The following is a 20,895-nucleotide window of genomic DNA, read 5'->3' on the forward strand; positions in this document are numbered from 1 at the left end:
CCGGGCGTCACGACGCTCCGCTCGCCGCCCTCCCGTCGCGCACCGTCGCAGGGAGGGCCGCGGCCATGCAGTCGAGGACGTGCCGGAGCCCGTGCCTGAACTGGTCGTCGCGGCTCAGGTGCGGCCGGCGCGCCTCCATCACGATCTTGGCGAAGATCGGGTAATCACCGCTCTTCACCAGCCGCTCGACGTAGGGGCCGCTCCGCGCCATCCACTCCGACTCGCTGAGCCCGCTGCGGCCGAACTCCCCCGCCACGCTGATCTCCTCGCGGACGGTGCCCTCGACGTAGCCGTTCAGCATGGCCACGAGGGTGAGGTTCTGGTCGATGGGGACGAAGGCGTCGAGCACCCCCATCAGCCGTTCGACCAGGAGCAACTGGTTGGGGCCGAAGCTCGGGAGCGACCGCCGCACGGCGGCGATCCACGGGTGCCTCAGCCACATGGCCCGCAGGCCCTCGGCGTAGCGGGTCAGGTCGGCGCGCCAGTCGCCCGAGGGCATGCCCGTGACGTCGATCTCGCCCATCACCCGGTCGGCCATCAGCTCGACCAGGTCGTCGCGGCTCGGGACGTACCGGTAGAGGGACATCGCGCCGGCGCCGATCTCGGCGGCGATCCGCCGCATGGTGGCGGCCTCCAGCCCCTCGGCGTCGGCGATCCTGACGGCCGCCTCCGTGATCTGGGCGCGGCTGTAGGCCGGTCTGGGGCCGCGGGCGGGGCGCTCGGGCCGCATCCAGATGTTGACGTACGGGGCGTCCGTCACCGCTCCACCTCCTTGTTGCGTACATAGTACCCAGTGGATTAGCGTGACCACTGAAACCGCGTACAACGTACTCAATGGAGGCGCCATGTCCGATCCGATCGTGGTCGCCGAAGGGCTGCACAAGTCCTTCGGCGGCGCCCATGCGCTGCGGGGTCTGGACCTGACCGTCCCGGCAGGGACGGTCTGCGGCCTGCTGGGGCCGAACGGCGCCGGGAAGACGACCGCCGTGCGCATCCTGGCCACCCTGTCCGACCCCGACGCCGGGCACGCCCGCGTCGCCGGTTACGACGTCGTCCGCGAGGCCGGCAAGGTGCGCGAGCGGATCGGGCTCGCGGGCCAGTACGCCGCCGTGGACGACAAGCTCACCGGCCGGGGCAACCTGCGCATGTTCGGCCGCCTCTCCCACCTGTCCCGGCGCGAGGCGCACCGGCGGGCCGGCGAACTGCTCGACCGCTTCGGCCTGACGGACGCCGCCGATCGCCAGGTCGCCGGCTACTCCGGCGGCATGCGCCGCCGCCTCGACCTGATCACCTGTCTCATCCTGCGCCCCGAGGTGCTCTTCCTGGACGAGCCGACCACCGGCCTCGACCCGCGCAGCCGCGGCGAGATCTGGGACAGCATCCGCGAGCTGGTGGCCGACGGCACCACCGTGCTCCTCACCACCCAGTACCTGGACGAGGCCGACCGGCTGGCCGACGACATCGCCGTCGTCGACCACGGGCGGGTCGTCGCCACCGGCACTCCCGACGAGCTGAAGGCCACGATCGGCGACCGCCTCGACGTCACCCTCGAAGACCCCGCCGCGCTGCCCGCGGCGACGGCCGCGCTGAACGCCCTCACCGGCACCGAGCCCACGACGACGGGCGCCGGCCGGCTCAGCGTCGCCCTCCCCGGTGGCCGCCTCCGGCTCGCCGACGTCGTGCGCGAGCTCGACCACGCCGGGGTCGCCGCCGCCGACGTGAGCCTGCGCCGCCCCACCCTCGACGAGGTGTTCCTGCGCCTCACCGACCGCCAGGAGACCGCGCTATGACCGCCCTCACCCCGGCCTCGCCACTGGGCCGCCTGCGCTGGACGCTCACCGACGGGCTGACCCTGGTCGGCCGCGAGCTGGGCCGGCTGCGGCAGGAGCCCGGCCAGCTCGTCGCCGCGCTGATCTTCCCGGCCGTCATGGTGGTGCTCTTCGGGTACGTCTTCGGCAGCGCGATCCAGGTGCCGGGCGGCGGCGACTACCGCGAGTACCTCATGCCCGGCCTGTTCGCGATGGTGACCTTCTCCGCCTGGCTGGGGGTCATGACGCGGACGGCCGCGGACGCCTCCCGCGGCGTCATGGACCGGTTCCGCTCCATGCCGATGGCGCGCCTGGCGGTGCCGTTCGGGCAGACCGGCGCCGACGTGCTGACCGGCCTGCCGATGCTGGCCGTCATGGTGGCCACGGGCCTGCTGGTGGGCTGGCAACCGCACCGCGGCCTGCTTCCCACGGCGCAGGCGTTCCTGCTGGTGATCGTCCTGCGGTACGCCCTGAGCTGGGTGGGCGTCTACGTGGGCCTGGCCGTGAGGAACGAGCAGGTCGCCGACGCGATGGTGCCGCTCGGCCTGCCGTTCACGATGCTGTCGAACGCGTTCGTCCCGACCGGCGGCATGCCGGGCTGGCTGCGCCTCCTGGCCGACTGGAACCCGGTGAGCGCGCTCACCGCCGCCGCACGGCAGCTCTTCGGCAACCCGGGTGCCCCGTCCGGAGACGTCGCCTGGCCGCTCGCCCATCCGGTGGCCGCCGTCCTGCTCTGGTCGGCCGCGCTCCTGGTGGTCTTCGTCCCGCTGTCGCTCCACGCCTGCACACGTAAAGGACGCTGAACGCTCCATACTCGGCGTCGCCCCGCAGCCGCGCGTCGTGCCCTGGGGGAGGCCCTTTGACGGCGAACGCCGGGGAGCGCGGGGCGGGCGGCCCCATGCTCCCCGGCGTCCGGCGCTACTTGCGCTTCTTGATCTCCTCGGTGAGCTGGGGCACGACCTGGTGCAGGTCGCCCACCACGCCGTAGTCGGCCAGCTCGAAGATCGGCGCCTCCGGGTCCTTGTTGATCGCGACGATCGTCTTCGCGGTCTGCATGCCCGCCCGGTGCTGGATGGCGCCGGAGATGCCGGCCGCGATGTAGAGCTGCGGCGAGACCGTCTTGCCGGTCTGGCCGACCTGGAACTGGTGCGGGTACCAGCCCGCGTCCGTCGCGGCGCGGGAGGCGCCCACGGCCGCGCCGAGCGCGTCGGCGAGCCCTTCGATGACGCTGAAGTTCTCGGCCGAGCCGACGCCACGGCCGCCGGAGACCACGATCGCGGCCTCGGTCAGCTCGGGGCGGGCGCCCTTCTCCTGCTTGACCCGCTCGACCACGCGCGCGGCCTTGGCGGCCTCGGAGAGCGTGACCGAGATCTCCTCCTCGGCGCCGGCGCCGGCGGACGGGGCGGGAGCGGTGGAGTTGGGGCGCACGGCCACGATGGGCGTGCCCCTGCGGACCTTGGCGCGGACGTTGACGCCGCCGCCGAAGATCGACTGGTCGGCCACGAAGCCCTCGCCGAGGCCCACGGCGTCGGTGATGACGCCGGAGTCGGTCTTGACGGCCAGGCGGCCGGCAATCTCCTTGCCCTCGGCCGTGGCGGCCACGAGCACGGCGGCGGGCGCCTTGTCGGCCACGAGCTGGGCCAGGGCCTCGGCCTTGGGCGCGACCACGTACTGGACGAGCTCCTCGGAGCCGCCGACGTAGATCTTCTCAGCGCCGTACTCGGCCAGCTTGGCCTTGGCGTCGGCGGTGATGCCGGGGCCGAGCCAGACGGCGGCGGGCGTGCCGAGCGAGCGGGCCAGCGTGAGCAGCTCCAGCGTGACCTTCTTGACCTCGCCTTCGACCTGCTCGACCAGAACGAGAATTTCCGACATTTCAGTAAACCCCCGTTCTCAGATGAACTTCTTGGACGCGAGGAAGTCGGCGGCGTTCGCGCCACCGTCGCCCTCGTCCTTGACGATCGTGCCGGCCGCGCGCGGCGGGGCCGCGGCGAAGTCGACGACCTCGGACCAGGCGGCGTCCAGGCCGACCTGCCCGGCGTCGATGGAGGCGTCGCCGATGGCGATCGTCTCGACCGGCTTCTTCTTGGCCGCCATGATGCCCTTGAACGACGGGTAGCGCGGCTCGTTGATCTTCTCGACCACGGACACGACGGCGGGCAGCGCGGCCTCGACCTTGTCGAAGCCGTAGTCAGTGATGCGCTGGACGCGGATCGAGGTGCCCTCGACCTCGACCTTGTTGGCCAGCGTGAGCTGCGAGGCGCCGAGGCGCTCGGCCAGCATGGCGGCCAGCACGCCGGTGCGGGCGTCGGTGGACTCCGAGCCGAGGATCACCAGGTCGAAGCCGATCTTCTTGAGCACCTGCGCCATCGCGTACGAGGTGGAGAGCGCGTCGGAGCCGTGGAGCGCGTCATCGCTCAGGTGCACGGCCTTGTCGGCGCCCATGGCGAGGGCCTTGCGGATGGTCTCGGTGGCCTTGCCGGGGCCCATGGTCAGCACGGTGACCTCGCCACCGTGCGCTTCCTTGAGCTTCAGCGCCTCCTCGACCGCGTACTCGTCAAGCTCGTTGACCACGCCGTCGGCGGCGTCGCGGTCGAGCGTCTTGTCATCGGACCGCAGCTTGCGCTCGGTCGCCGTGTCGGGGACCTGCTTCACGCAGACGACGATGTTCATGGCCGGTGGCCGACCTCCCGTTTCGCGTGCGCCACCGCGTCGCTGCGGTGGGCGCCGGATGCAATGCTGTCCAGACTGCCAGGTGCCTGTTCGGCCTCCGGCAGAGGGTGGCTTGTCGCGGTCATGTTACCCATGGGTAGCTTACGCGCAAACCGTGAGGAGCCACGGCCGGCGCGCCAGCTCTTGCCCCTTCACCATACCGAATTTCATTCTGTTCATGCCGACCGCCCCCTGTGGAACGGGTCTCAGGCCGACAGCAGGAACACGATCCCCACGACCAGCGCCGTGCCGGCGAACAGCGCCAGGGTGAAGGTGCTGAGCACCGCCGCCAGCCCGAAGCAGAGGCCCGCGACCCCTGCCGCACCGACGATATCGACGATCACCCGCGAACGCCGGTACGGCCCGCGCGTGAACAGCGCGACCCCGGCGTCCGTGACCACGCCCAGCGCGTACGCCGCCAGCAGGAACAGCCCCACCTCCGGCAGCAGCTCCCAGGCCGCCGCCGACAGCAACGCCACGAACAGCCCCGACCCGATCACCCACCGCCTGCGCACCTTCTCCCGGTGGCGCGCCCGCGACTCCTCGACCGTGCGGCGCCGCCGGTCGACGCCCGGCCGCCACTCCATGGTCGCGGTCTCGTCACCCGGCCGCGAAGGGACGGGACGGGCCGCGAGGGAGGCGGCGGGCACGTGCTCGACGCCCAGCCGGGCGCAGATCTCGGCCGCGGTCGGCCGCTTGGCCGGATCGGTGGCCAGGCACTCGCGTAACAGCGGCGCCAGCCACTCGGGCGCGCCCTCCAGGTCGGGCGGATGGTGCACGACCCGGTAGGCGACCGCGGCGGCCGGGCCCTGCCCGTACGGCTGCCGCCCGGTGGCCGCGTACGCGAGGGTCGCGCCGAAGGAGAACACGTCGGCCTCCATGCCCGCCTGACGCCCCTCCAGCACCTCGGGGGCCAGGTAGCCGGGCGTGCCCACCACCGCGCCCGAGGCGGTCACCGACAGCGAGTCCAGCGCGCTGGCGATGCCGAAGTCGATGACGACCGGGTCGCCCTCGGCCAGGATGACGTTCGCCGGTTTGAGGTCGCGGTGCACGACCCCGGCCTCGTGCATGGCCAGCAGCGCGTCGGCCAGCCCGGCGGCCAGCCGGCGCAGGTCCCCGACCGGCGCGGGCACGGCGCTCAGCGGGCGGCCCTGGACGTAGCGGGTCACCAGATAGGGACGTCCGCCCTCCAGGGAGGCGTCCAGCACCTCGGCGACGTTGGGGCCGCCGACCCGGCGCATGGTCTCCACCTCGCGCGCCAGCCGGGCCAGCGCGGCGGCGTCGGCGGCGACGTGCGGGTGCAGCACCTTGACGGCCACCGTGCGGCCCTCCGCGTCGAGCGCCAGGTGCACCTCGCCGAAGCCGCCCGACCCCAGCCGCGAGAGGAGTTCGTAAGGGCCGAGGCGCTCGCTCATACCTCTACTTCTCCCCAGGGAAGCGGCCGGGGACACGCCGGAGCGCGACGGGGCGGGCCGGCGCCCGTCGCGGCTCAGAACCAGTTGGTCAGGAAGCCCAGGCCGAGATCGTCCAGCAGGCTGCCGATCAGCCCGGTGATCAGCCCGGTCACGGTCTGGCTGGCCTGCGTGCTCAGCTCGTCGATGATCCTGCTGGGCGCGCGCCACGGCGACCACACCGGGTCCTGCCCCATCGCGAACATCACCGCGAACAGCGCCGCCGTGCCCACCACCACGACCGCGACCAGCGCGGCCCCCGGGGTGCGCAGCACACTGGTGAGCGAGCGGGTGACCGCCTTGCGCGGCGCTCCGCCGCCGGGCAGCACGAACAGGCCGGCCGCCAGCGCCCCGGCGCCGTACGCCGCCGCCTCGTTGAGGTGCATGCCGCCGGCCCAGTGGAGCGCGCCCCACACGCACACGCCGAACAGCAGCGCCAGCGGCACGTGCACCGCCGTCACCAGCGCCGACTTGATCAGCGCCCACGGCGTGCCGACCAGCGCGAGCAGCGGGTCGGCCGCGCTGCTGCCGCGGACCTGCCGCCGCTTGACCATGTCGCCGAACAGGTATTCGCCGAGGCGCAGCACCAGCGCCAGCGCGACCGCGATCGCGCCCGCCATCACGGGCAGCATCACGGTCACCGCCACCAGCGTGACCAGCAGCAGCAGCCCCGTGAGCTGCGCGCCGAACAGGTAGCGCTTGCGCTCGGCGGGCGGCTGGGCCTGCGGGCGCGGCGCGGGCGCGGGCGGCGGCGTGTAGGGCCGCACCTGCTGCTGCGGAGGCGGCGCGGGATAGCCGGCCACCCGCTGGTCGGCGTACGGCGGGCGGGCCGGCACGTAGGGCGGCGGACGCTCGTCCTGCCGGGGCCGCTCCTCGTGGCGCGGGCGCGGCGGGGCCTGCTCGCGCCGCTGCCGGGGCGGCGGGGGCGGAGGCGGCTGCGGTTTGGCGTACTCGACCGGCGGCAGCAGGTCGGAGTAGTCGCTCTGGTCCATCACGCGGGTGCCGCCGCCCAGGCGCTTGGTGCCGGTCGGCCCGTCGAACGACGCGGTCTCGTTGAACGTCGTCACCGCCGGGTCCAGCGCCCTCGCCATGCGCAGCAGCTCCTGCGCGCCCGGCCGGGAGGCGGCGTCGACGTTCAGCGCGCGGCTCAGCCACGCGCGCAGCCAGGCGGGCGCCTTGTCGAGCTGCGCCCGCCCCTCCATGATGTTGAAGCAGACCGACTCGAACGTCCCCGTGCCGAACGGCGGCGCCCCGGTGGCGGCGAAGAACACCGTCGAGGCCAGCGCGTGCACGTCGGCCGCCTGGGTGATCTCGGAGTCGCGGATGATCTCGGGCGCGAGATAGCCGGGCGTGCCGACGAACATCCCGGTCTGCGTCAGCCGGGTCGCGTTGACCAGGTGGGCGATGCCGAAGTCGATGACCAGCGGCTCCCCGTCCACCAGCATGACGTTGGACGGCTTGAAGTCCCGGTGGATCACGTCGGCCGCGTGGATGGCGACCAGCGCCTGGCACAGCCCCTGCGCCAGCTTGATCACCTCGCGCGCGGAGAGCGGCCCGTCGGTCAGGACGGTGTCCTCCAGCGTGCGGCCCGGCGCGAAGCGCGTCACCACATAGGGCTGCCCGCCCACCAGCTCGGCGTCGATGACCTCGGCCACGAACGGGCTGCGCACCCGCCGCATGGTCTCCACCTCACGGGTGAGCCGGTCGCGCGCCTTGAGGTCGGCGGCCACGTGCGGGTGCAGCACCTTGATGGCGACCTCGCGGCCCTCGCCGTCGAGGCCGAGGTGGACGACGCCCATGCCGCCCTCGCCGATCTTCCTGACGAGCCGGTACGGGCCCAGGCGTTCCGGTGCTTGGATGCTCATCGCCACCCTCCCCGCGTCGTCATCCCCCGGTGTTCCCCCTCAGGTCCGTCAGTTGCTGCGTCACTGGGTCGACGTTCAGCGGAGTCCATCCAGCCCCCCTTGGCTCGGCCCCGAACGTGCTGAAAGCGAGGATCAGCGAGAGCGCGGCGACCGCCGCCAGAACTCCCGCCATCACCATCGCCGCTGTTCTCGAGGGTACGAGCGATGCGAGCGTTCTGCGCATCTGCTTGCCGGGGCCCTCGACCCCGGGCCCCGCGCAGACCGTCCACAACGCGACCGCCGCGCCCCAGGCCAGGGCGTTGGACGGGTCGGTGTCGGTGGCCACCGTGAGCAGCAGCGTCACCGGCAGCCCCAGAATGAGCGCGTAGAGCGTGAGGGCGAGCGTGATGCCCGCCGACTTGACCAGCGCGGCCGGGTGGGCGAAGACCCGCAGCACGTCGAGCGCCGCCGCGCCGGCCGGGCGACGGCCGGCGAGCTGGGGCTGCGCGAGGTCGGCCGCGCGCAGCAGCACCGCGATCGGGACGGCCACGATCGCCACCAGCAGGGGCGCCAGGGCCGCCGCCACGACCATGATGACCAGCAGCATCCCGCCGGCCACGCCGTACGCCCGTGACCGCTGGAGCGGGTTGCCGGGGACCACGCCCGGCAGGTAAGGCTCCCGCTGCGTCGGGTCGGGATGGTAGTGCGGCTGCGCCGGGATGTAGGGCGGCGGCTGCATCGGCGTGGGGCCGGGGCGGCCGTACTCGGAGGCGTCGGGGCCCTGGCCCACGCGGGCCGCCGGGTCGTGGCCCGGGGCCATCCGGCCGGCGTCGGGGACGGGCCCCGCCGCCCCCGGGGTGAGCCTCGCCGCGTCGAGCCCCGCCCCCTGCCCGGGGAGGTGAGCGCCAGGAAAGTTGGGCCCCGAAGGGCCGGACGCCGGGCGGCCCAGCTCCGGGCCGGCGTTGAGCCTGCCGTAGTCGGGCGAGCCGGGACGGACCCGGCGGGTGGGCACGTCGGCCTCGCCGGGCGGCACGGGAGGACCGCCGCCCTGCCAGCCGGCCCAGGGCTGCCCGGACTGCTGCCCGGACTGCTGCAGGGGCGACTGGCCGGACTGCTGCCCCGGTGACTGCTGAGGCGGCGTCGCGGCGTTCTCGCGCTGGATGCGGCGCAGCTCCTCGGGCGTCACCCGGCGGGTGGGCCAGGGGTCGCCGCCGTCACCGAGCAGGCTCTCCACGGGCACGCCTGGGTGCGCCCCGCCCGGGTTGGGGCCGGTCGGGTTGGGACCGTCCTGGCCGGGCAGCAGCGACACGTACGGCTGGTCCCGCGGCGGGACCGTGGGCTGCCGCTCCTGCCCGTCGAGCAGCCGCCGCGGCGTGACCGCCGGCGTGGAGACGTCGTACGACGGCCGGTCGGCGAGGTGCGGCGGCGGGGTCTCCGGCGGGCGCGGCACGGTCGAGATCTCGTCGGGAACGCTGCCCGGCGGCGGCTGCGGCAGCATCCGGGCCGTCTGCTCGGCCAGCTCGGCCGCCTTGGGCCGCTTGGCCGGGTTGCGCTGGAAGGCCGCCTTGAGCAGCGGCTGCAGCGTCGCCGGGGCCGCGCTGATGTCGGCCTTGCCCGCGGTGATGTTGTAGAAGATCATCTCCAGCGTGCCCTTGCCGAAGGGCGGCTGGCCTGTCGCGGCGTAGAGCAGCGTGCCCGCCCAGGCGTGCACGTCGACCTCGGGCCCGGCCTCCTGGCCCTCGATGATCTCGGGCGCGAGGTAGCCGGGCGTGCCGATGAACATGCCGGTCTGCGTCAGCCGGGTCGCGTCGACCGCCTGCGCGATGCCGAAGTCGATGAGGACGGGCTCGCCGTCCAGGATCAGCACGTTGCCCGGCTTGAGGTCGCGGTGGATCACGCCCACCGAGTGCACCGAGGCCAGCGCCGAGGCCACGCCGTGCGCGACCCGGATCAGCGCGGGCAGGTCGAGCGGCCCGTCGTCCTTGACGATCTCGTCGAGCGGACGGCCGGGCACGTAACGGGTGACGATGTAGGGGCGATGACCGGTCACATCGGCGTCGACCACTTCGGCGATGTACGTGCTGCGCACCCGGCGCATGGTCTCGACCTCGCGCGAAAGCCGCCGCCTGGCGACCTCGTCGCCGGCGACCTCGCCACGCAGGACCTTGACCGCCACCTGCCGCCCCTGCGGGTCGACAGCGAGGTGGACAACGCCCATCCCGCCTTCACCGAGCCGCCTGAGCAGCCGGTAAGGGCCTAGTCGGTCATCGTTCATGGCATGAAGCACCATACCGGCTTAATCCCCGCCCACGAGATGAACCATGAGGCCACATTCCCACCTCGTACAACGTCCGGAAGGGCCTCTCCGGTTTCCCGGACGCGGGTCTCGAATCGGCCTCGATTTCCCTTCAGACCGCCAGCGGCAGGACCTCGGCGCGCTTCAGCCCGGCGAGCGCCGGGCCGGGAAGCGCCAGTTTCGAGCGGCGCAGCCCGCTGCCGATCACCACCCTGGCGTGCTCGGCGACGTGCGCGTCCACCAGGACCGGCCAGTCCTCGGGCAGGCCGATCGGGGTGATGCCGCCGTATTCCATGCCGGTCAGCTCGACGGCCTCGGCCATCGGCGCGAAGCTCGCCTTGCGGGCGTCGAGGTGCCTGCGCACCACGCCGTTGACGTCGGCCCGCATGGTCGCGAGCACCATGCAGGCGGCGTAGCGGGTCTCGCCGCCCCGCTTGGCGGCCACGATCACGCAGTTGGCGGACTCGTCGAGGCGCACGCCGTAACGCTCGCAGAACGCCGCGGTGTCGGCCAGATCGGGGTCGATCTCGGCCACCTCGACGCCGCCGACCGCCGTCACGGCCCGTGCCACCGGGCCGGCCAGCAGGTCGGCGCGTTCGGTGGCGGGCACCCAGTGCAAGCTCATGCCATCTCCTCGTTCGCCTCTCCCGGAAACCCTACGGCGATCCGGGAGTGGCGGGGTTCAGGGGACGGCCGGGGCCGTCAGCCCGACCGCACCGCGCGCTGGTGCAGCTGGGTGACGGCGGCGCGGGCGGACTCCATGGCCCCCGCCTGCCAGGCGACCAGCTGGGTGAGCCAGTCGCCCGCGAAGTAAACCCTTCCGGCGGGGCGTTGCAGAAGAGTGAAGGACGAATCAAAGGAGGGCCAGCGCACCCACGCCCCCTCGATGTGCGGCTGGCGGTGCCAGGCGATCGAGACGTCGGCCAGCACGCCCTGGCGGTACTTCTCGCCGTGGATCTTCTTGCCCTGGGTGAGCGCGCGGCGCCGGCGGTCCTCGGGGGAGAGCGCGCCGTACAGCTCGGCGTCGCGTTCGGTGTTGTAGTAGCCGACGAGCACGCCGCGCCCGGAGTGGTAGCCGTGCGAGGGGTACCAGATGTGGGTGATGTCGAGGTCGGTCTCGGTGACGCCGCCGTAGATGCGGTCCTCGGTCTCCCACCAGCGCCGGTCGTACTCCAGGCCGATCTTGCCGGCGGCCACCGGGACCGGGGTTCTCAGCGCGGCGGTGACCTCCGCGCCGAGGTTGTGCGGGATCTTGGCCATGACGTGCGGCGGGAGGGTGGCGACGCAGTAGTCGGCCTTGATCGAGCCGCCGTCCCAGACGATTTCGACGCCGTCGGCCAGCGTCGTGATCCCGGTCACCTTGGCCCCGGTCCTGACCCGGTCGGCGCCGACGGCCTCGACGAGCTTGACGACGATCGCGTCCATGCCGCCGACCGGCTGGAACATGGGGGTGGCCATGTCGTGGCCGAAGTCGTTCAGCACCAGCCGGCCGGTGCCGGCGGCGAGCACGTCGGTGAGGGAGAGGGGGGCGTCGAGCGTGCCCGGCGCGATCCCCGGGTTGGTCGCGAAACCGCGGCGCGCGGAGCCGACGTAGTCCAGCTTCGGGCCGAGGTCGCCGAAGCGCCGCAGGAAGTCGAGCAACCGCTCCCGGTCCTGCGCGGAGACGGTCCGGTCGAGGGCGCCGCGGTCGGTCGCCTTGGCCAGCAGCTCGGCGACGTAGCCGTACAGGTCGGCGCGGGCGGCGCGGACCCGCACGGTCCGCCCGCCGGTGTGGACGTAGGCCGAGGCGTTGTGGTTGACGAACACCTCGACGGGGACGCCCAGCTCGCGGCAGTAGTCGAGGGTCAGCATCCAGGGCGCGATGCGGCCGGGGCCGGCGTTGAAGTACTGGCCCTCGCCGAACGCGGCCTGCTGCGCCGGGCCGTTCAGCTCCGGCAGGCGGTCGCCGCCGCGCAGCGTGAGGTTCCGGCCGCCCGCCTTCTCCCTGGCCTCCAGGACGGTGCAGTCGTAGCCGGCCTTGCCCAGCTCGTACGCCGCCGTCAGCCCCGCCACCCCGGCCCCCAGGATCACGACCTTGGCCGTGCCCCTGCCGCTCAGCGTGAAGTCACCCTGCCGTGGCGGGGTGAACGCCTTGTCCTGCTCCGACGGGGCCAGGCCGAGGGCGCCCATGGCCGCGTACATGGCGCCCGCGCCGCCCGCCGCGCCGATTCCGATGAGCAGCCCTCGCCGCGTCAGCGCCGCCCGTTCCACATCCCGCTCCTCATCCGTAAGGGCCGCTGCCGCACGCTACCTGGCCGCCGATCGTGGCGAAGATGCCGAACAGAGCCATGATCTGGGAGAAGTCATCCGTGGTGAACTCGGTGTGCCGCGAGCCCACCTGCTTCACACCAGGCACCAGCGCCACAGCGGCCGCGATGGCCGTCGAGTTCCACTCCACCCCCAAGGTGTACGGCGCTTCCACCCGATACGGAGTGAAATCACCGATCCGTCCCAGCGCGCGGGCCGCCGCCTCGCGGATGCGGGCCTGGGCGACGCTCGGCGGCAGCAGCTCGGCCGAGAACTTGTCGATGCCCTTCTTGACCGCCACCGTCTCGACGTCGCCGAGGACCTCGCGGGCCTCCTCGCCGACGGCCTCGTCGCCGGTGACCAGCACGACGGGCACCCCGTGGTAGCCGGCGCAGGCCGCCACCAGCCGGGTCTCGCCGCACGGCTCGCCGTTGAGCTCGACGTTCTGGATCTCCTTGCCCATCCACGTGTGGTTGAGCACGCCGTTCTGGACGCCCGCCCGCGCGTGGTAGCCCACGAAGCACGCCGCCGCGAACGACCCGTCGAGCCCCTGCGCCATCCGCTGCGCCTTGCCCGGCCCGCGGATCAGGCTGGCCCGCGGGTCCAGCAGGTCGATGCGGAGGTTCTTGGTGGAGCCGTGGGCGTCGTTGACCAGCACGGTCTCCGCGCCCGCGTCGAACGCGCCGGAGATCGCGGCGTTGGCGTCGGCGGTCATCAGCTCGCAGCCGCGCTCGTAGCCGCGCCGGTCGGCGTGCATCTCCTCCGGGTCGGTGAGCCCGGTCACGCCCTCCATGTCCACCGACAGGTACACCTTCACGATCAGTTCCCCCAGTTCTCCACGCGCCGAGCCTCGTCCTCGGTCATCATGCCGACGTTCTCCGTCATGAACGCGGCCACCTGCGCCCGCCACGCCTCCGGGATCTCCTCGACCGCCGGCGGGTAGCAGTGGTCGAGCCAGCTCGTGGACTCCTCGGTGGCCTCGAAGAAGTCGAGCGCGGGCCCGAAGAGCGTGTTCTCGATGCCCGGGACGCGGGCCAGGCCGTACTCGATCATCTCCTGGCCGCCGTAGGGCGGCTTGCGCAGCCACTTCTGGGCGAAGGAGCGCTCGGCGGTGACGGGCGTGTCCAGCGGGCGGCGCTCGACGGCGGCCTGGATGAGCTCCTTGTACAGGCACTTGCCGCAGTCGCGGCACGGGTCGTCGGTGCCGCGCAGGCACCAGCGGACCTGCTCGCGCAGGTCGGAGCTCAGGGCGAGGCGCATCGTGGTCGCCTCGCTGACGCCGCCGACCGGCAGCACCAGGTGCACGCCGGCGGCGGCGAACAGCCGGCCCCACTTGCCGTGCGCCGACCACATGGGGTTGTCGGGGGTGTAACGGTGCAGGTAGCGGCCGCCGCCGAGCCAGCGCGAGCCCATCTCGTAGCCGAAGCCGAGCCCGCCGAGGCCGAGCCGGTCGGCGTGGAGCAGCGCCCCGGCGGCCACTGCGTGGTGCTCGGGGTAGCCGGGGCGGGGCTCGGCGAGGGTGTACTCCAGGTCGGAGGTGACGGTGGTGACCTCGCGCCCGGTCCGCGCGGCGAGCTTGGCCAGCACGTCGGAGCGGTAGTGCGGCCACCGGTTGGGGATGCGCCGGTGCGGCACCCGGCGGAAGTGCAGGAAGGGCGATTCGGGGAAGACCGCGGCCGCGGCCACGGAGTCGGCGCCGCCGCTGTAGGAGATCCCGAGCACGGGCCCCGGCCTGCGCGGCTCGGCGCCGACCGGTCCGGCCTCGACGCCCCAGCCGTCGTGCAGCGCCGCGGCGACCTCGGCCGAGATCGCCCGGTCGAACAGCACCCGCCTGCGCGTCCACGGGGCGACGACCGTCCAGGCCGCGACGGCGAACAGGTCGGGGTGCGCGTCGCCGGGAACGCCGCCGATCGTGCACGAGTTGGTGGCGAGCTTGACGGGGTGCTCGTCGGAGGCCCTGCCGGTGATCTCGTCCTCGGCGTCGAGCCGGAAGCTCAGGTCGCCGCCGGTCCAGGTCACGCGCACGGGCGCTCCTCACCGGCGGCGTGGCCCGCCACGGGCGAGGCCTGACGGGCGCGGAGGTCGTCGATGGCCTGCCAGACCAGGACCTCGTTCTGCAGCACGCCGTCCAGCGCCTTGGCCGTCTCCTGGGCGAGCCGGTGGGTGTCGTCCAGCCGTGCCCTGTCCGCCGCCGCCATGGTGGGGCGCGGCGCGGGCTTGGCCACGGCCTTGCGCAGCCGCTCGACCTCGGCCTGGAGCCCGGTCATCTCCCGCCGGAGCGTCTGGACCTCCCAGAGCGCGTCCCTGATGTCCTGCCGGTGGTCGGCGATGGAGATGTAGCGGGAGTCGAACCATGTACGCACGGCCTTCCGGAGCCGCGCGGGGACCAGGGCGCGCATCATGAGACGTCACGATACTGGCAAAGGACGGGCCAAAAGAGCGCTAGATATAACAGGTACGGCTCTGTACGGGACCGCTCCCACCACGGGGAGCGGTCCGGCTGATCGGCCGCCTACCGGCCGGTGAACCTGGGCTTGGCCTTCTCCGCGAACGCGCGCATGCCGATCTTGGCGTCGTCGGTCGCGAACAGGCCCGAGAACTGCAGCCGCTCGATCTCCAGCCCCGTGGCCAGATCGACCTCAAGGCCCTGGTCGACGGCCTGCTTGGCGGCGCGCACCGCGATCGAGGGGCCGCCCACGAACGTCGCGGCCCACTCCAGCGCCGCCGTGTAGACCTGCTCGTCCGGCACCACCCGGTCGACCAGGCCGATCTCCAGCGCCTCGGCGGCCGGCACGTGCCGGCCGGTGAAGATCAGGTCCTTGGCGCGGGCCGGCCCGACCAGGCGCGGCAGGCGCTGGGTGCCGCCCGCGCCCGGGATGATGCCGAGCAGGATCTCCGGCTGGCCCAGCTTGGCCGACTCGCCCGCCACCCGGAAGTCGGCGCACAGGGCGAGCTCGCAGCCGCCGCCGAGCGCGTAGCCGGTGATGGCGGCGATGACCGGCTTGCCGATGCGGGCCACCGTGGTGAAGCACGCCTGCAACGTGCTGGAGTGAGCGGACATGTCCGCGTAGGACATGTCGGCCATCTCCTTGATGTCGGCTCCGGCCGCGAAGACCCGCTCGCCGCCGTAGAGGATGACCGCCTGCACCTGCGGGTCCTCGTCCACGATGCGGGCCGCTTCGGCGATCTCCTGTTGGACCTGGCCGTTGAGCGCGTTCATCTTGGGACGGTCGAGACGGATCGTGGCGATCTGGTCGGCCACTTCGACGCTCACAAACTCACCCATGCTCCGAACCTAACAGGCCGCTCCCCCGCCGCCCGGCAGGGCTCCGCCGAGCGGCGTTTGGTCCCGCCCCCCGCGGTTAGGCGGAGGACGACGAACAGGGGTATTTCCACAGGTGAAGGAGCACAGCCGTGCTGACAGTTACCGACAACGCCGTGGACGCCATCCGCGACCTGCTGGTCGGCGAGGACGTGCCGCCCCAGGCGGGTCTGCGCATCGCCGCCAAACCGGACGAGGCGGGCACGCTGGAGCTGTCCCTGACGAGCACGCCGGAGGCCGGGGACCAGGTGATCGAGAAGGGGGACGTGCGGGTCTTCGTGGCCGAGGACACCGTGGCGGTCCTGGACAACAAGTCGCTCGACGCGCGGCCGGGGAGCCCGGGGCACCCCGCGTTCCGCCTGGACCGGCGGTCGTAGCCCGGCGGGCAGTCACGCGGGAATGTCGCGGGAATGTCGCCACGTACCGACTGATATCGGTCGCACGGCGGCAGATCCCGTGTCACGATGACGGCGCATCCGACCTCAAGGAGTGCCCGATGTGTCACGATCCGTTGTTACCGGAAGCCGTCGCCCGCGCCGTGGCCGACTACCGTTCGCTCCGCGACGCGCACGGCGTCACGTGGGGCGAGCCGCCCCTCTCCTACGTCACGCAGGCCCGCGCCACGGTCTTCCTCGACCTCAGGCACCGCTTCTGGGATCCGGCCCTGCGCCTGCTCGCCGCCCGCCACCCCGGGCTGTCCGCCGGGGAGCTGGAGGACCGCCTCGGCGAGGTGGACGTCGACCTCGTGGTGCGCGACGCGCTCGGCGACGAGGTCGCCGACAACCTGCCCGCGCTGCGCCTGACCCCGTCAGGGGCGGCACTGGAGGCGGCCGGGCGGGTGCTGCTCGACGGCGTGCCGTTCCGCACCGCGCTGCTGCTGGACTCGCGTACGGACGAGCCGGTCGAGGTCGTCGTGGACGGCGTCAGGCACGAGGTGCCGCCGCGCGGGGCCGAGATCGTCGAGGTGACGGGCGAGGTGACCGTCGACGGCCGGCCCGTGGACCTGTCGCCGCTGGCCCGGCGGGCCGGCGCGGCGGCGCTCCGGCTGCGGGCCGGGTTCCCGTGCCGGTGGAGCGTGACCGGCGCGAACGGCCAGGGCTGGTATCCCGAGGGCGCCCCGCCCAAGGTGGACGCGCACGGCAGGCCGTACTTCCACGGCGACGACCTGGTGGTGGCCGTGCCGGCCGAGCCGCTGACCGTGACCGTGACCAGGGGCATGGAGTACACCTCCGCCGAGACCGAGGTGACCCCCGCCCAGGGCGGCGAGACGCTGGTCGAGCTGACCCCCGAACGCCTCTACGACGCCGCGAGCCGCGGCTGGTACGGCGGCGACCTGCACGTCCACCTCAACTGGATGGGCGAGGAGCCGGCCGCGCCCGATCTGGCCGCCGCCGCGCAGCACGGCGAGGACCTGCACGTGCTCAACCTGGTCGCCGGCAACGTGGCGGCCGAGCGGGTCTACGACGCCGAGGCGCTGGCGCACTGGGCGGGCCGCGACCTGCCGTGGTCGGACGATCGCCACCTCGCCAGGTGGGGCGTCGAGTACCGCAACGACCTCGTCGGGCACGCGACCGCGTTCGGCCTGCGCGCCGCGCCGGAGCGGCGGCACTCGGGCTTCCTCGGCACCGCCGACTGGCCGCCGAACGCGGTCGCGCTGGAGGAGCTGCGGGCGCTCGGCGGCGTGACCGGCTACGGGCACCCGTTCCACACGCCCTTCGGCGACGACGACCCGCCCGGCGTGGTGCTGAGCCGCGGGCGGAACTGCTCGGCCAGGGAGATCGTCGCCGACGCCGCCCTCGGCCTGGTGGACTGCCTGGACGTGCTCAACCACTCCTCCGTCGCCGCCACCGCCGCCGTCTACCGGCGGCTGGTCGGCGCGGGCAACCGGCTCGCCGTCACCGCGGGCACCGACGCGGTGCTGTCGTTCTGCCGGCGCGGCACCGCGTCCTCGCCGCCGGGGTGGGAGCGGGTGTACGCGTACGTCGGCGGGCCGCTGACCGCCGAGTCGTACGCGGAGGCGCTCCTGCTGGGGCGCACGTTCGCGACCTCGGGGCCGTGGCTGGAGCTGACGGTGGACGGCCACGGGCCCGGCGACACCCTGGACCTGACGGCCGGGGCGCGGGTGGAGATCACCGTCAGCTCGGTGGGGCCCGAGGTCGAGTCGCTGGAGATCCGGACCGCGGACGGCGTGCTGGCGCAGGGGCCGCCGGGGCGGCTCGCCGCGTCGCTAGTGGTCGGCGAGCCGACGTATGTGGTGGCCGTGGCCACGGGCGGGCCGCACCCGCGCGCCTTCCACCCGTCCGGCGCGTACGCCCACACCAGCCCCGTCTACCTGGACGTGGCCGGCGAGCACGTGGCCAGGGAGGCGGACGTGCGCTGGTGCCTCGCCTGGCTGGAGCGGCTGACGGAGATCCTGCGCGAGCACGGCACCTTCGAGACCGAGGAGCAACTGGCCGACCACCTGCACCTGTACGACCGTGCCAGAGCGGTCTACCGAGGCCGGTTGCCCGCCTGACCACCGGCGGCCGGAGGACCAGCGGCCATCCGGACTCGCACGCCCGGCTACTGCGCGCTGCCTGCCCGCGTGCCTAGCGGGCGGGACGGGCCGGTTCGCGTGCCTGGCGGGCGGGCGGGGCGGCCACCGTCTGGATCTGGGCGGTGGCCGTGGCGACGGCGACGGGCTCGCCGTCGGGGCCGAGCAGCTCGCCGGACATGAAGCAGATCTGCCGGCCGCGCCGCACCACCCGCCCCCGCCCGACGAGCCGGCCCGGCCGGGCGGGGCGCAGGAACTGCACGTGCAGGTCGAGCGTCGGCGCGAAGTGCCCGTCGGGCAGCGTCGCGACCAGCGCAGGGCCGAGGGTGTCGTCGAGCATCGCGGCCAGGAACCCGCCCTGGACGACGCCCATCGGGTTGGTGAACCGCTCGCCGGCCAGGAAGGCCACCTCGATGACGCCCTGCTCGGGATCGACGTGCAGGAGCTCCCAGCCGAGCGTCTCGGCCGCCGGCGGCGGGGCCGCCCGCCCGGCGAGCACGTCCCAGAACGGCCCCCGGCGCGATCGCGTGTCGTCGTCCATGGCGTCCGATCCAACCGCACGCCACCGACAGTTTCCGGCGGGGGACGACGCGGGCGACACGCGCGGCCCCTCGCGGCGGCCCGGTGAAGCCCCAGCGGGTCTATGATGTCGGAAAGTGAAGCGGCCCCGGTATGCGGGCGCCGCCGGCCGAAGCGGTGCGGAGGTGCGCGTGCTGGTGTCGCGATGGGCCCTGGAGACGTTCGGGCAGCGTGCCCCGCTGATCCGGCAGGGCGTGGCCGACGCGCTCTCCGTCGCGCTCGACAACGCCCGCGACGCCCAGGCGGCGGCGCGGACCGACCACACGCACCCGTTCGGGTTCACGCTGATGTCCAGGAAGTTCGAGGCGCTGGCCGAGACGTTCGAGGACATGGGCGACGTGCGGGTGGTGAAGCCCGCCGGGTCGCCGCACGAGCTGGTGGTGCTCGGCGGCAAGCTGCTGTTCCCGTTCCGCTACGCGCGTGACCGCTCGGTGAGCGTGATGAGCGCGCGCATCGGCGAGGGGCGGCCGTCGGCGCTGGTGCGGGCGCTGTTCCAGCGGTTCGGCCCGGAGCCGGTCATGCGGCAGCTCACGCTGCACGACGTGGCTCCGCAGGCGGCGCCGGAGGCGGAGGCGCTGGCCGAGCTGCCCCCTGAGACGGGTCTCGTGCTGATCGCCTACGCCTGCAACGCCCACGCCGGGCTGCTGGACGCCTGGTGGGGCGAGGCCGAGCTGCTCGACCGCGCCGGCAGCCTGCGCTGGCACCACTGCGAGGCGATCCCGCTGCCCGCGGCCGGCGCGGCGGGGCTCACGCCGCTGCCCGCGGCCGCGTTCGACCAGGGCGCGGTGCCGGCGCCCGCGCTCAATCCGCGCACCGGCGCGGCGCGGCTCGTGCCGCCGTCCGCCGGCGAGCCCGCCCCGGTCACGCCGATCACCAGGGCAGAAGCCGCGAGCGGTGAGTAGTCCCCGACCGGGCGCGCCCACTCCGCAGGCCGTCGCCGACGCTTTCGACCCGACCCGTCTCACCCAGGCCCGTCAGCTGGCCGCGCTGACGAAGAAGGAGGTGGCCGAGCACCTCGGCGTCTCCCCCGCCGCGGTCGGCCAGTACGAGTCCGGCGTCACCCGCCCCCGCCCCGACCTCGTCCCGCGCCTCGCCGAGGTGCTGGGCGTGCCGGCGGCGTTCTTCCTGTCCGGCCGGCCGCACGGCAAGCTCGACGGCTCGATGGCCCACTTCCGCAGCCTGCGCTCGACGCGGGCCTACCAGCGGGCCAAGGCCGTGGCCTTCGTCGAGCAGGTGTGGGAGCTGACCTACGCGCTGGAGCGGCGCATCCAGCTCCCGGCCGTCGATCTGCCGGGTTTCGCGGGCGGCGAGATGCACTCCGACCTGCCGCGCGACCCGGCGGGCGCGGCGCGGGCGCTGCGCGAGCACTGGGGGCTCGGCACCGGCCCGGTGAGCCACCTCGTCCGCCGCATGGAGGCCCACGGCATCGTGGTGGCCTTCCCCCGGCACGATCCCGACGCGGTCACCGTCGACGCCTTCTCCACCTCCAGCCTGCCCCGGCCGATCGTCGTGCTGACCCCCAACCGGTTCGACGACATCTACCGGCACCGCTTCACCGCCGCCCACGAGCTGGGCCATCTCGTGCTGCACGGCGACACCGCCGCGGGCGACGCCCACCAGGAGCGCGAGGCCGACGCGTTCGCCGCCGAGTTCCTGACGCCGCGCGAGAGCATCCTGCCGCACCTGCCGCTCCGCGCCGACCTGCGGCGGCTCGCCGAGCTGCGCCGCACGTGGGGGGTGTCGGTCGACTCGCTGCTCTACCGGTGCCGGGAGACGGGCCTGATCTCCGACTCCGCCGCCGGCCGCGCCTACCAGCGGCTGGCCGCGCTGCGCGACCAGCCGGGCTTCACCAACGAGCCGGTCTCCGGCTATCCGGGCGAGCAGCCGGTCCTGCTGGCGCACGCCTTCGACCTGGCGACCAGGGAGGCGGGGCTCACGGCGGCGGCGCTGGCCCAGGAGCTGGCCTGGCCGATCGGCCGCGTCCGCGAGCTCATCGGCCTGCCGGACCAGCGGCCTTCGCTGAAGCTCGTCCTCTAGGTCCGCCGGGGACGCGCCCCCATGAGTGAA

Annotated in this window: 19 protein-coding genes; 6 read left to right on the forward strand and 13 right to left on the reverse strand. The window is 73.7% G+C overall.

Going from position 1 to position 20,895, the window contains the following annotated elements; genetic code table 11:
* Positions 1-7: 7 nt before the first annotated feature.
* The gene (locus tag Nocox_RS35395; RefSeq protein ID WP_020544033.1) at positions 8-760 is read right to left on the reverse strand and encodes a TetR/AcrR family transcriptional regulator; all 753 of its coding nucleotides are present in this window, start codon (positions 758-760) and stop codon (positions 8-10) included.
* 85 nt (positions 761-845) lie between these two features.
* Here Nocox_RS35395 and Nocox_RS35400 point away from each other — a divergent pair, with 85 nt between their 5' ends.
* Together Nocox_RS35400 and Nocox_RS35405 are read left to right on the forward strand one after the other, a co-directional pair.
* Positions 846-1,790 carry a daunorubicin resistance protein DrrA family ABC transporter ATP-binding protein gene (locus Nocox_RS35400; RefSeq protein WP_020544034.1) on the forward strand — a complete coding sequence of 315 codons (945 nt, stop codon included), beginning with the start codon at positions 846-848 and terminating at the stop codon, positions 1,788-1,790.
* The gene (locus tag Nocox_RS35405; protein ID WP_020544035.1) at positions 1,787-2,611 is read left to right on the forward strand and encodes an ABC transporter permease; all 825 of its coding nucleotides are present in this window, start codon (positions 1,787-1,789) and stop codon (positions 2,609-2,611) included. The genes Nocox_RS35400 and Nocox_RS35405 overlap by 4 nt, the downstream gene beginning before the upstream one ends.
* A 115-nt stretch (positions 2,612-2,726) precedes the next feature.
* Here Nocox_RS35405 and Nocox_RS35410 read toward each other — a convergent pair whose 3' ends face one another.
* The 11 genes from Nocox_RS35410 to Nocox_RS35460 form a co-directional block, all read right to left on the reverse strand.
* The gene (locus Nocox_RS35410; protein WP_020544036.1) at positions 2,727-3,680 is read right to left on the reverse strand and encodes an electron transfer flavoprotein subunit alpha/FixB family protein; all 954 of its coding nucleotides are present in this window, start codon (positions 3,678-3,680) and stop codon (positions 2,727-2,729) included.
* A gap of 18 nt (positions 3,681-3,698) precedes the next feature.
* On the reverse strand, positions 3,699-4,478 hold the full coding sequence (locus tag Nocox_RS35415; RefSeq protein WP_020544037.1) for an electron transfer flavoprotein subunit beta/FixA family protein: 780 nt from the start codon (positions 4,476-4,478) through the stop codon (positions 3,699-3,701).
* Positions 4,479-4,723: 245 nt separating this feature from the next.
* Positions 4,724-5,932 carry a serine/threonine-protein kinase gene (locus Nocox_RS35420; RefSeq protein WP_033409422.1) on the reverse strand — a complete coding sequence of 403 codons (1,209 nt, stop codon included), beginning with the start codon at positions 5,930-5,932 and terminating at the stop codon, positions 4,724-4,726.
* A 74-nt stretch (positions 5,933-6,006) separates the two neighbouring features.
* Positions 6,007-7,833 carry a serine/threonine-protein kinase gene (locus Nocox_RS35425; RefSeq protein WP_020544038.1) on the reverse strand — a complete coding sequence of 609 codons (1,827 nt, stop codon included), beginning with the start codon at positions 7,831-7,833 and terminating at the stop codon, positions 6,007-6,009.
* A gap of 19 nt (positions 7,834-7,852) precedes the next feature.
* Positions 7,853-10,030: a serine/threonine-protein kinase gene (locus tag Nocox_RS35430; protein ID WP_020544039.1), complete on the reverse strand. Its 2,178-nt coding sequence runs from the start codon at positions 10,028-10,030 to the stop codon at positions 7,853-7,855.
* Between the two features lie 190 nt (positions 10,031-10,220).
* A complete protein-coding gene (locus Nocox_RS35435; protein ID WP_020544040.1) occupies positions 10,221-10,733 on the reverse strand; it encodes a YbaK/EbsC family protein in 513 nt (170 codons plus the stop codon).
* A 77-nt stretch (positions 10,734-10,810) separates the two neighbouring features.
* Positions 10,811-12,358, reverse strand: a complete 1,548-nt coding sequence (locus tag Nocox_RS35440) for a flavin monoamine oxidase family protein (protein ID WP_020544041.1) — start codon at positions 12,356-12,358, stop codon at positions 10,811-10,813.
* A 10-nt stretch (positions 12,359-12,368) separates the two neighbouring features.
* The gene (locus Nocox_RS35445; protein ID WP_020544042.1) at positions 12,369-13,211 is read right to left on the reverse strand and encodes a M55 family metallopeptidase; all 843 of its coding nucleotides are present in this window, start codon (positions 13,209-13,211) and stop codon (positions 12,369-12,371) included.
* Between the two features lie 2 nt (positions 13,212-13,213).
* A complete protein-coding gene (locus Nocox_RS35450; RefSeq protein ID WP_020544043.1) occupies positions 13,214-14,419 on the reverse strand; it encodes a DUF6395 domain-containing protein in 1,206 nt (401 codons plus the stop codon).
* Positions 14,410-14,796, reverse strand: a complete 387-nt coding sequence (locus Nocox_RS35455) for a hypothetical protein (RefSeq protein WP_020544044.1) — start codon at positions 14,794-14,796, stop codon at positions 14,410-14,412. Before Nocox_RS35455 ends, Nocox_RS35450 begins: the two co-directional genes overlap by 10 nt.
* A 110-nt stretch (positions 14,797-14,906) precedes the next feature.
* Positions 14,907-15,680 (reverse strand): enoyl-CoA hydratase/isomerase family protein, encoded by a 774-nt coding sequence (locus Nocox_RS35460; RefSeq protein WP_026214506.1) that lies wholly within the window; start codon positions 15,678-15,680, stop codon positions 14,907-14,909.
* A gap of 128 nt (positions 15,681-15,808) precedes the next feature.
* On the opposite strand from Nocox_RS35460, the gene Nocox_RS35465 reads away from it, so the two are divergent.
* Positions 15,809-16,093 (forward strand): HesB/IscA family protein, encoded by a 285-nt coding sequence (locus Nocox_RS35465; protein WP_063711639.1) that lies wholly within the window; start codon positions 15,809-15,811, stop codon positions 16,091-16,093.
* Positions 16,094-16,212: 119 nt separating this feature from the next.
* Positions 16,213-18,231, forward strand: a complete 2,019-nt coding sequence (locus Nocox_RS35470; RefSeq protein WP_033409425.1) for a CehA/McbA family metallohydrolase — start codon at positions 16,213-16,215, stop codon at positions 18,229-18,231.
* Between the two features lie 73 nt (positions 18,232-18,304).
* On the opposite strand, the gene Nocox_RS35475 is transcribed toward Nocox_RS35470, so the two are convergent.
* Positions 18,305-18,790, reverse strand: a complete 486-nt coding sequence (locus Nocox_RS35475) for a PaaI family thioesterase (RefSeq protein ID WP_020544048.1) — start codon at positions 18,788-18,790, stop codon at positions 18,305-18,307.
* 169 nt (positions 18,791-18,959) lie between these two features.
* Here Nocox_RS35475 and Nocox_RS35480 point away from each other — a divergent pair, with 169 nt between their 5' ends.
* Together Nocox_RS35480 and Nocox_RS35485 are read left to right on the forward strand one after the other, a co-directional pair.
* A complete protein-coding gene (locus tag Nocox_RS35480; RefSeq protein ID WP_020544049.1) occupies positions 18,960-19,730 on the forward strand; it encodes a hypothetical protein in 771 nt (256 codons plus the stop codon).
* Positions 19,723-20,865 carry a helix-turn-helix domain-containing protein gene (locus Nocox_RS35485; protein WP_026214507.1) on the forward strand — a complete coding sequence of 381 codons (1,143 nt, stop codon included), beginning with the start codon at positions 19,723-19,725 and terminating at the stop codon, positions 20,863-20,865. The genes Nocox_RS35480 and Nocox_RS35485 overlap by 8 nt, the downstream gene beginning before the upstream one ends.
* The last annotated feature ends 30 nt before the right edge of the window (positions 20,866-20,895 follow it).

This window comes from Nonomuraea coxensis DSM 45129, assembly GCF_019397265.1.
GTDB classification, from domain to species: domain Bacteria; phylum Actinomycetota; class Actinomycetes; order Streptosporangiales; family Streptosporangiaceae; genus Nonomuraea; species Nonomuraea coxensis.

Excerpts from the sequence above, each read along its gene's own strand:
- Nocox_RS35460 (WP_026214506.1), bottom strand. The coding sequence starts at position 15,680 with ATGGGTGAGTTTGTGAGCGTCGAAGTGGCCGACCAGATCGCCACGATC.
- Nocox_RS35400 (WP_020544034.1), top strand. The coding sequence starts at position 846 with ATGTCCGATCCGATCGTGGTCGCCGAAGGGCTGCACAAGTCCTTCGGC.
- Nocox_RS35475 (WP_020544048.1), bottom strand. The coding sequence starts at position 18,790 with ATGGACGACGACACGCGATCGCGCCGGGGGCCGTTCTGGGACGTGCTC.
- Nocox_RS35455 (WP_020544044.1), bottom strand. The coding sequence starts at position 14,796 with ATGATGCGCGCCCTGGTCCCCGCGCGGCTCCGGAAGGCCGTGCGTACA.
- Nocox_RS35415 (WP_020544037.1), bottom strand. The coding sequence starts at position 4,478 with ATGAACATCGTCGTCTGCGTGAAGCAGGTCCCCGACACGGCGACCGAG.
- Nocox_RS35420 (WP_033409422.1), bottom strand. The coding sequence starts at position 5,932 with ATGAGCGAGCGCCTCGGCCCTTACGAACTCCTCTCGCGGCTGGGGTCG.
- Nocox_RS35410 (WP_020544036.1), bottom strand. The coding sequence starts at position 3,680 with ATGTCGGAAATTCTCGTTCTGGTCGAGCAGGTCGAAGGCGAGGTCAAG.
- Nocox_RS35430 (WP_020544039.1), bottom strand. The coding sequence starts at position 10,030 with ATGGGCGTTGTCCACCTCGCTGTCGACCCGCAGGGGCGGCAGGTGGCG.
- Nocox_RS35405 (WP_020544035.1), top strand. The coding sequence starts at position 1,787 with ATGACCGCCCTCACCCCGGCCTCGCCACTGGGCCGCCTGCGCTGGACG.
- Nocox_RS35435 (WP_020544040.1), bottom strand. The coding sequence starts at position 10,733 with ATGAGCTTGCACTGGGTGCCCGCCACCGAACGCGCCGACCTGCTGGCC.
- Nocox_RS35425 (WP_020544038.1), bottom strand. The coding sequence starts at position 7,833 with ATGAGCATCCAAGCACCGGAACGCCTGGGCCCGTACCGGCTCGTCAGG.
- Nocox_RS35470 (WP_033409425.1), top strand. The coding sequence starts at position 16,213 with ATGTGTCACGATCCGTTGTTACCGGAAGCCGTCGCCCGCGCCGTGGCC.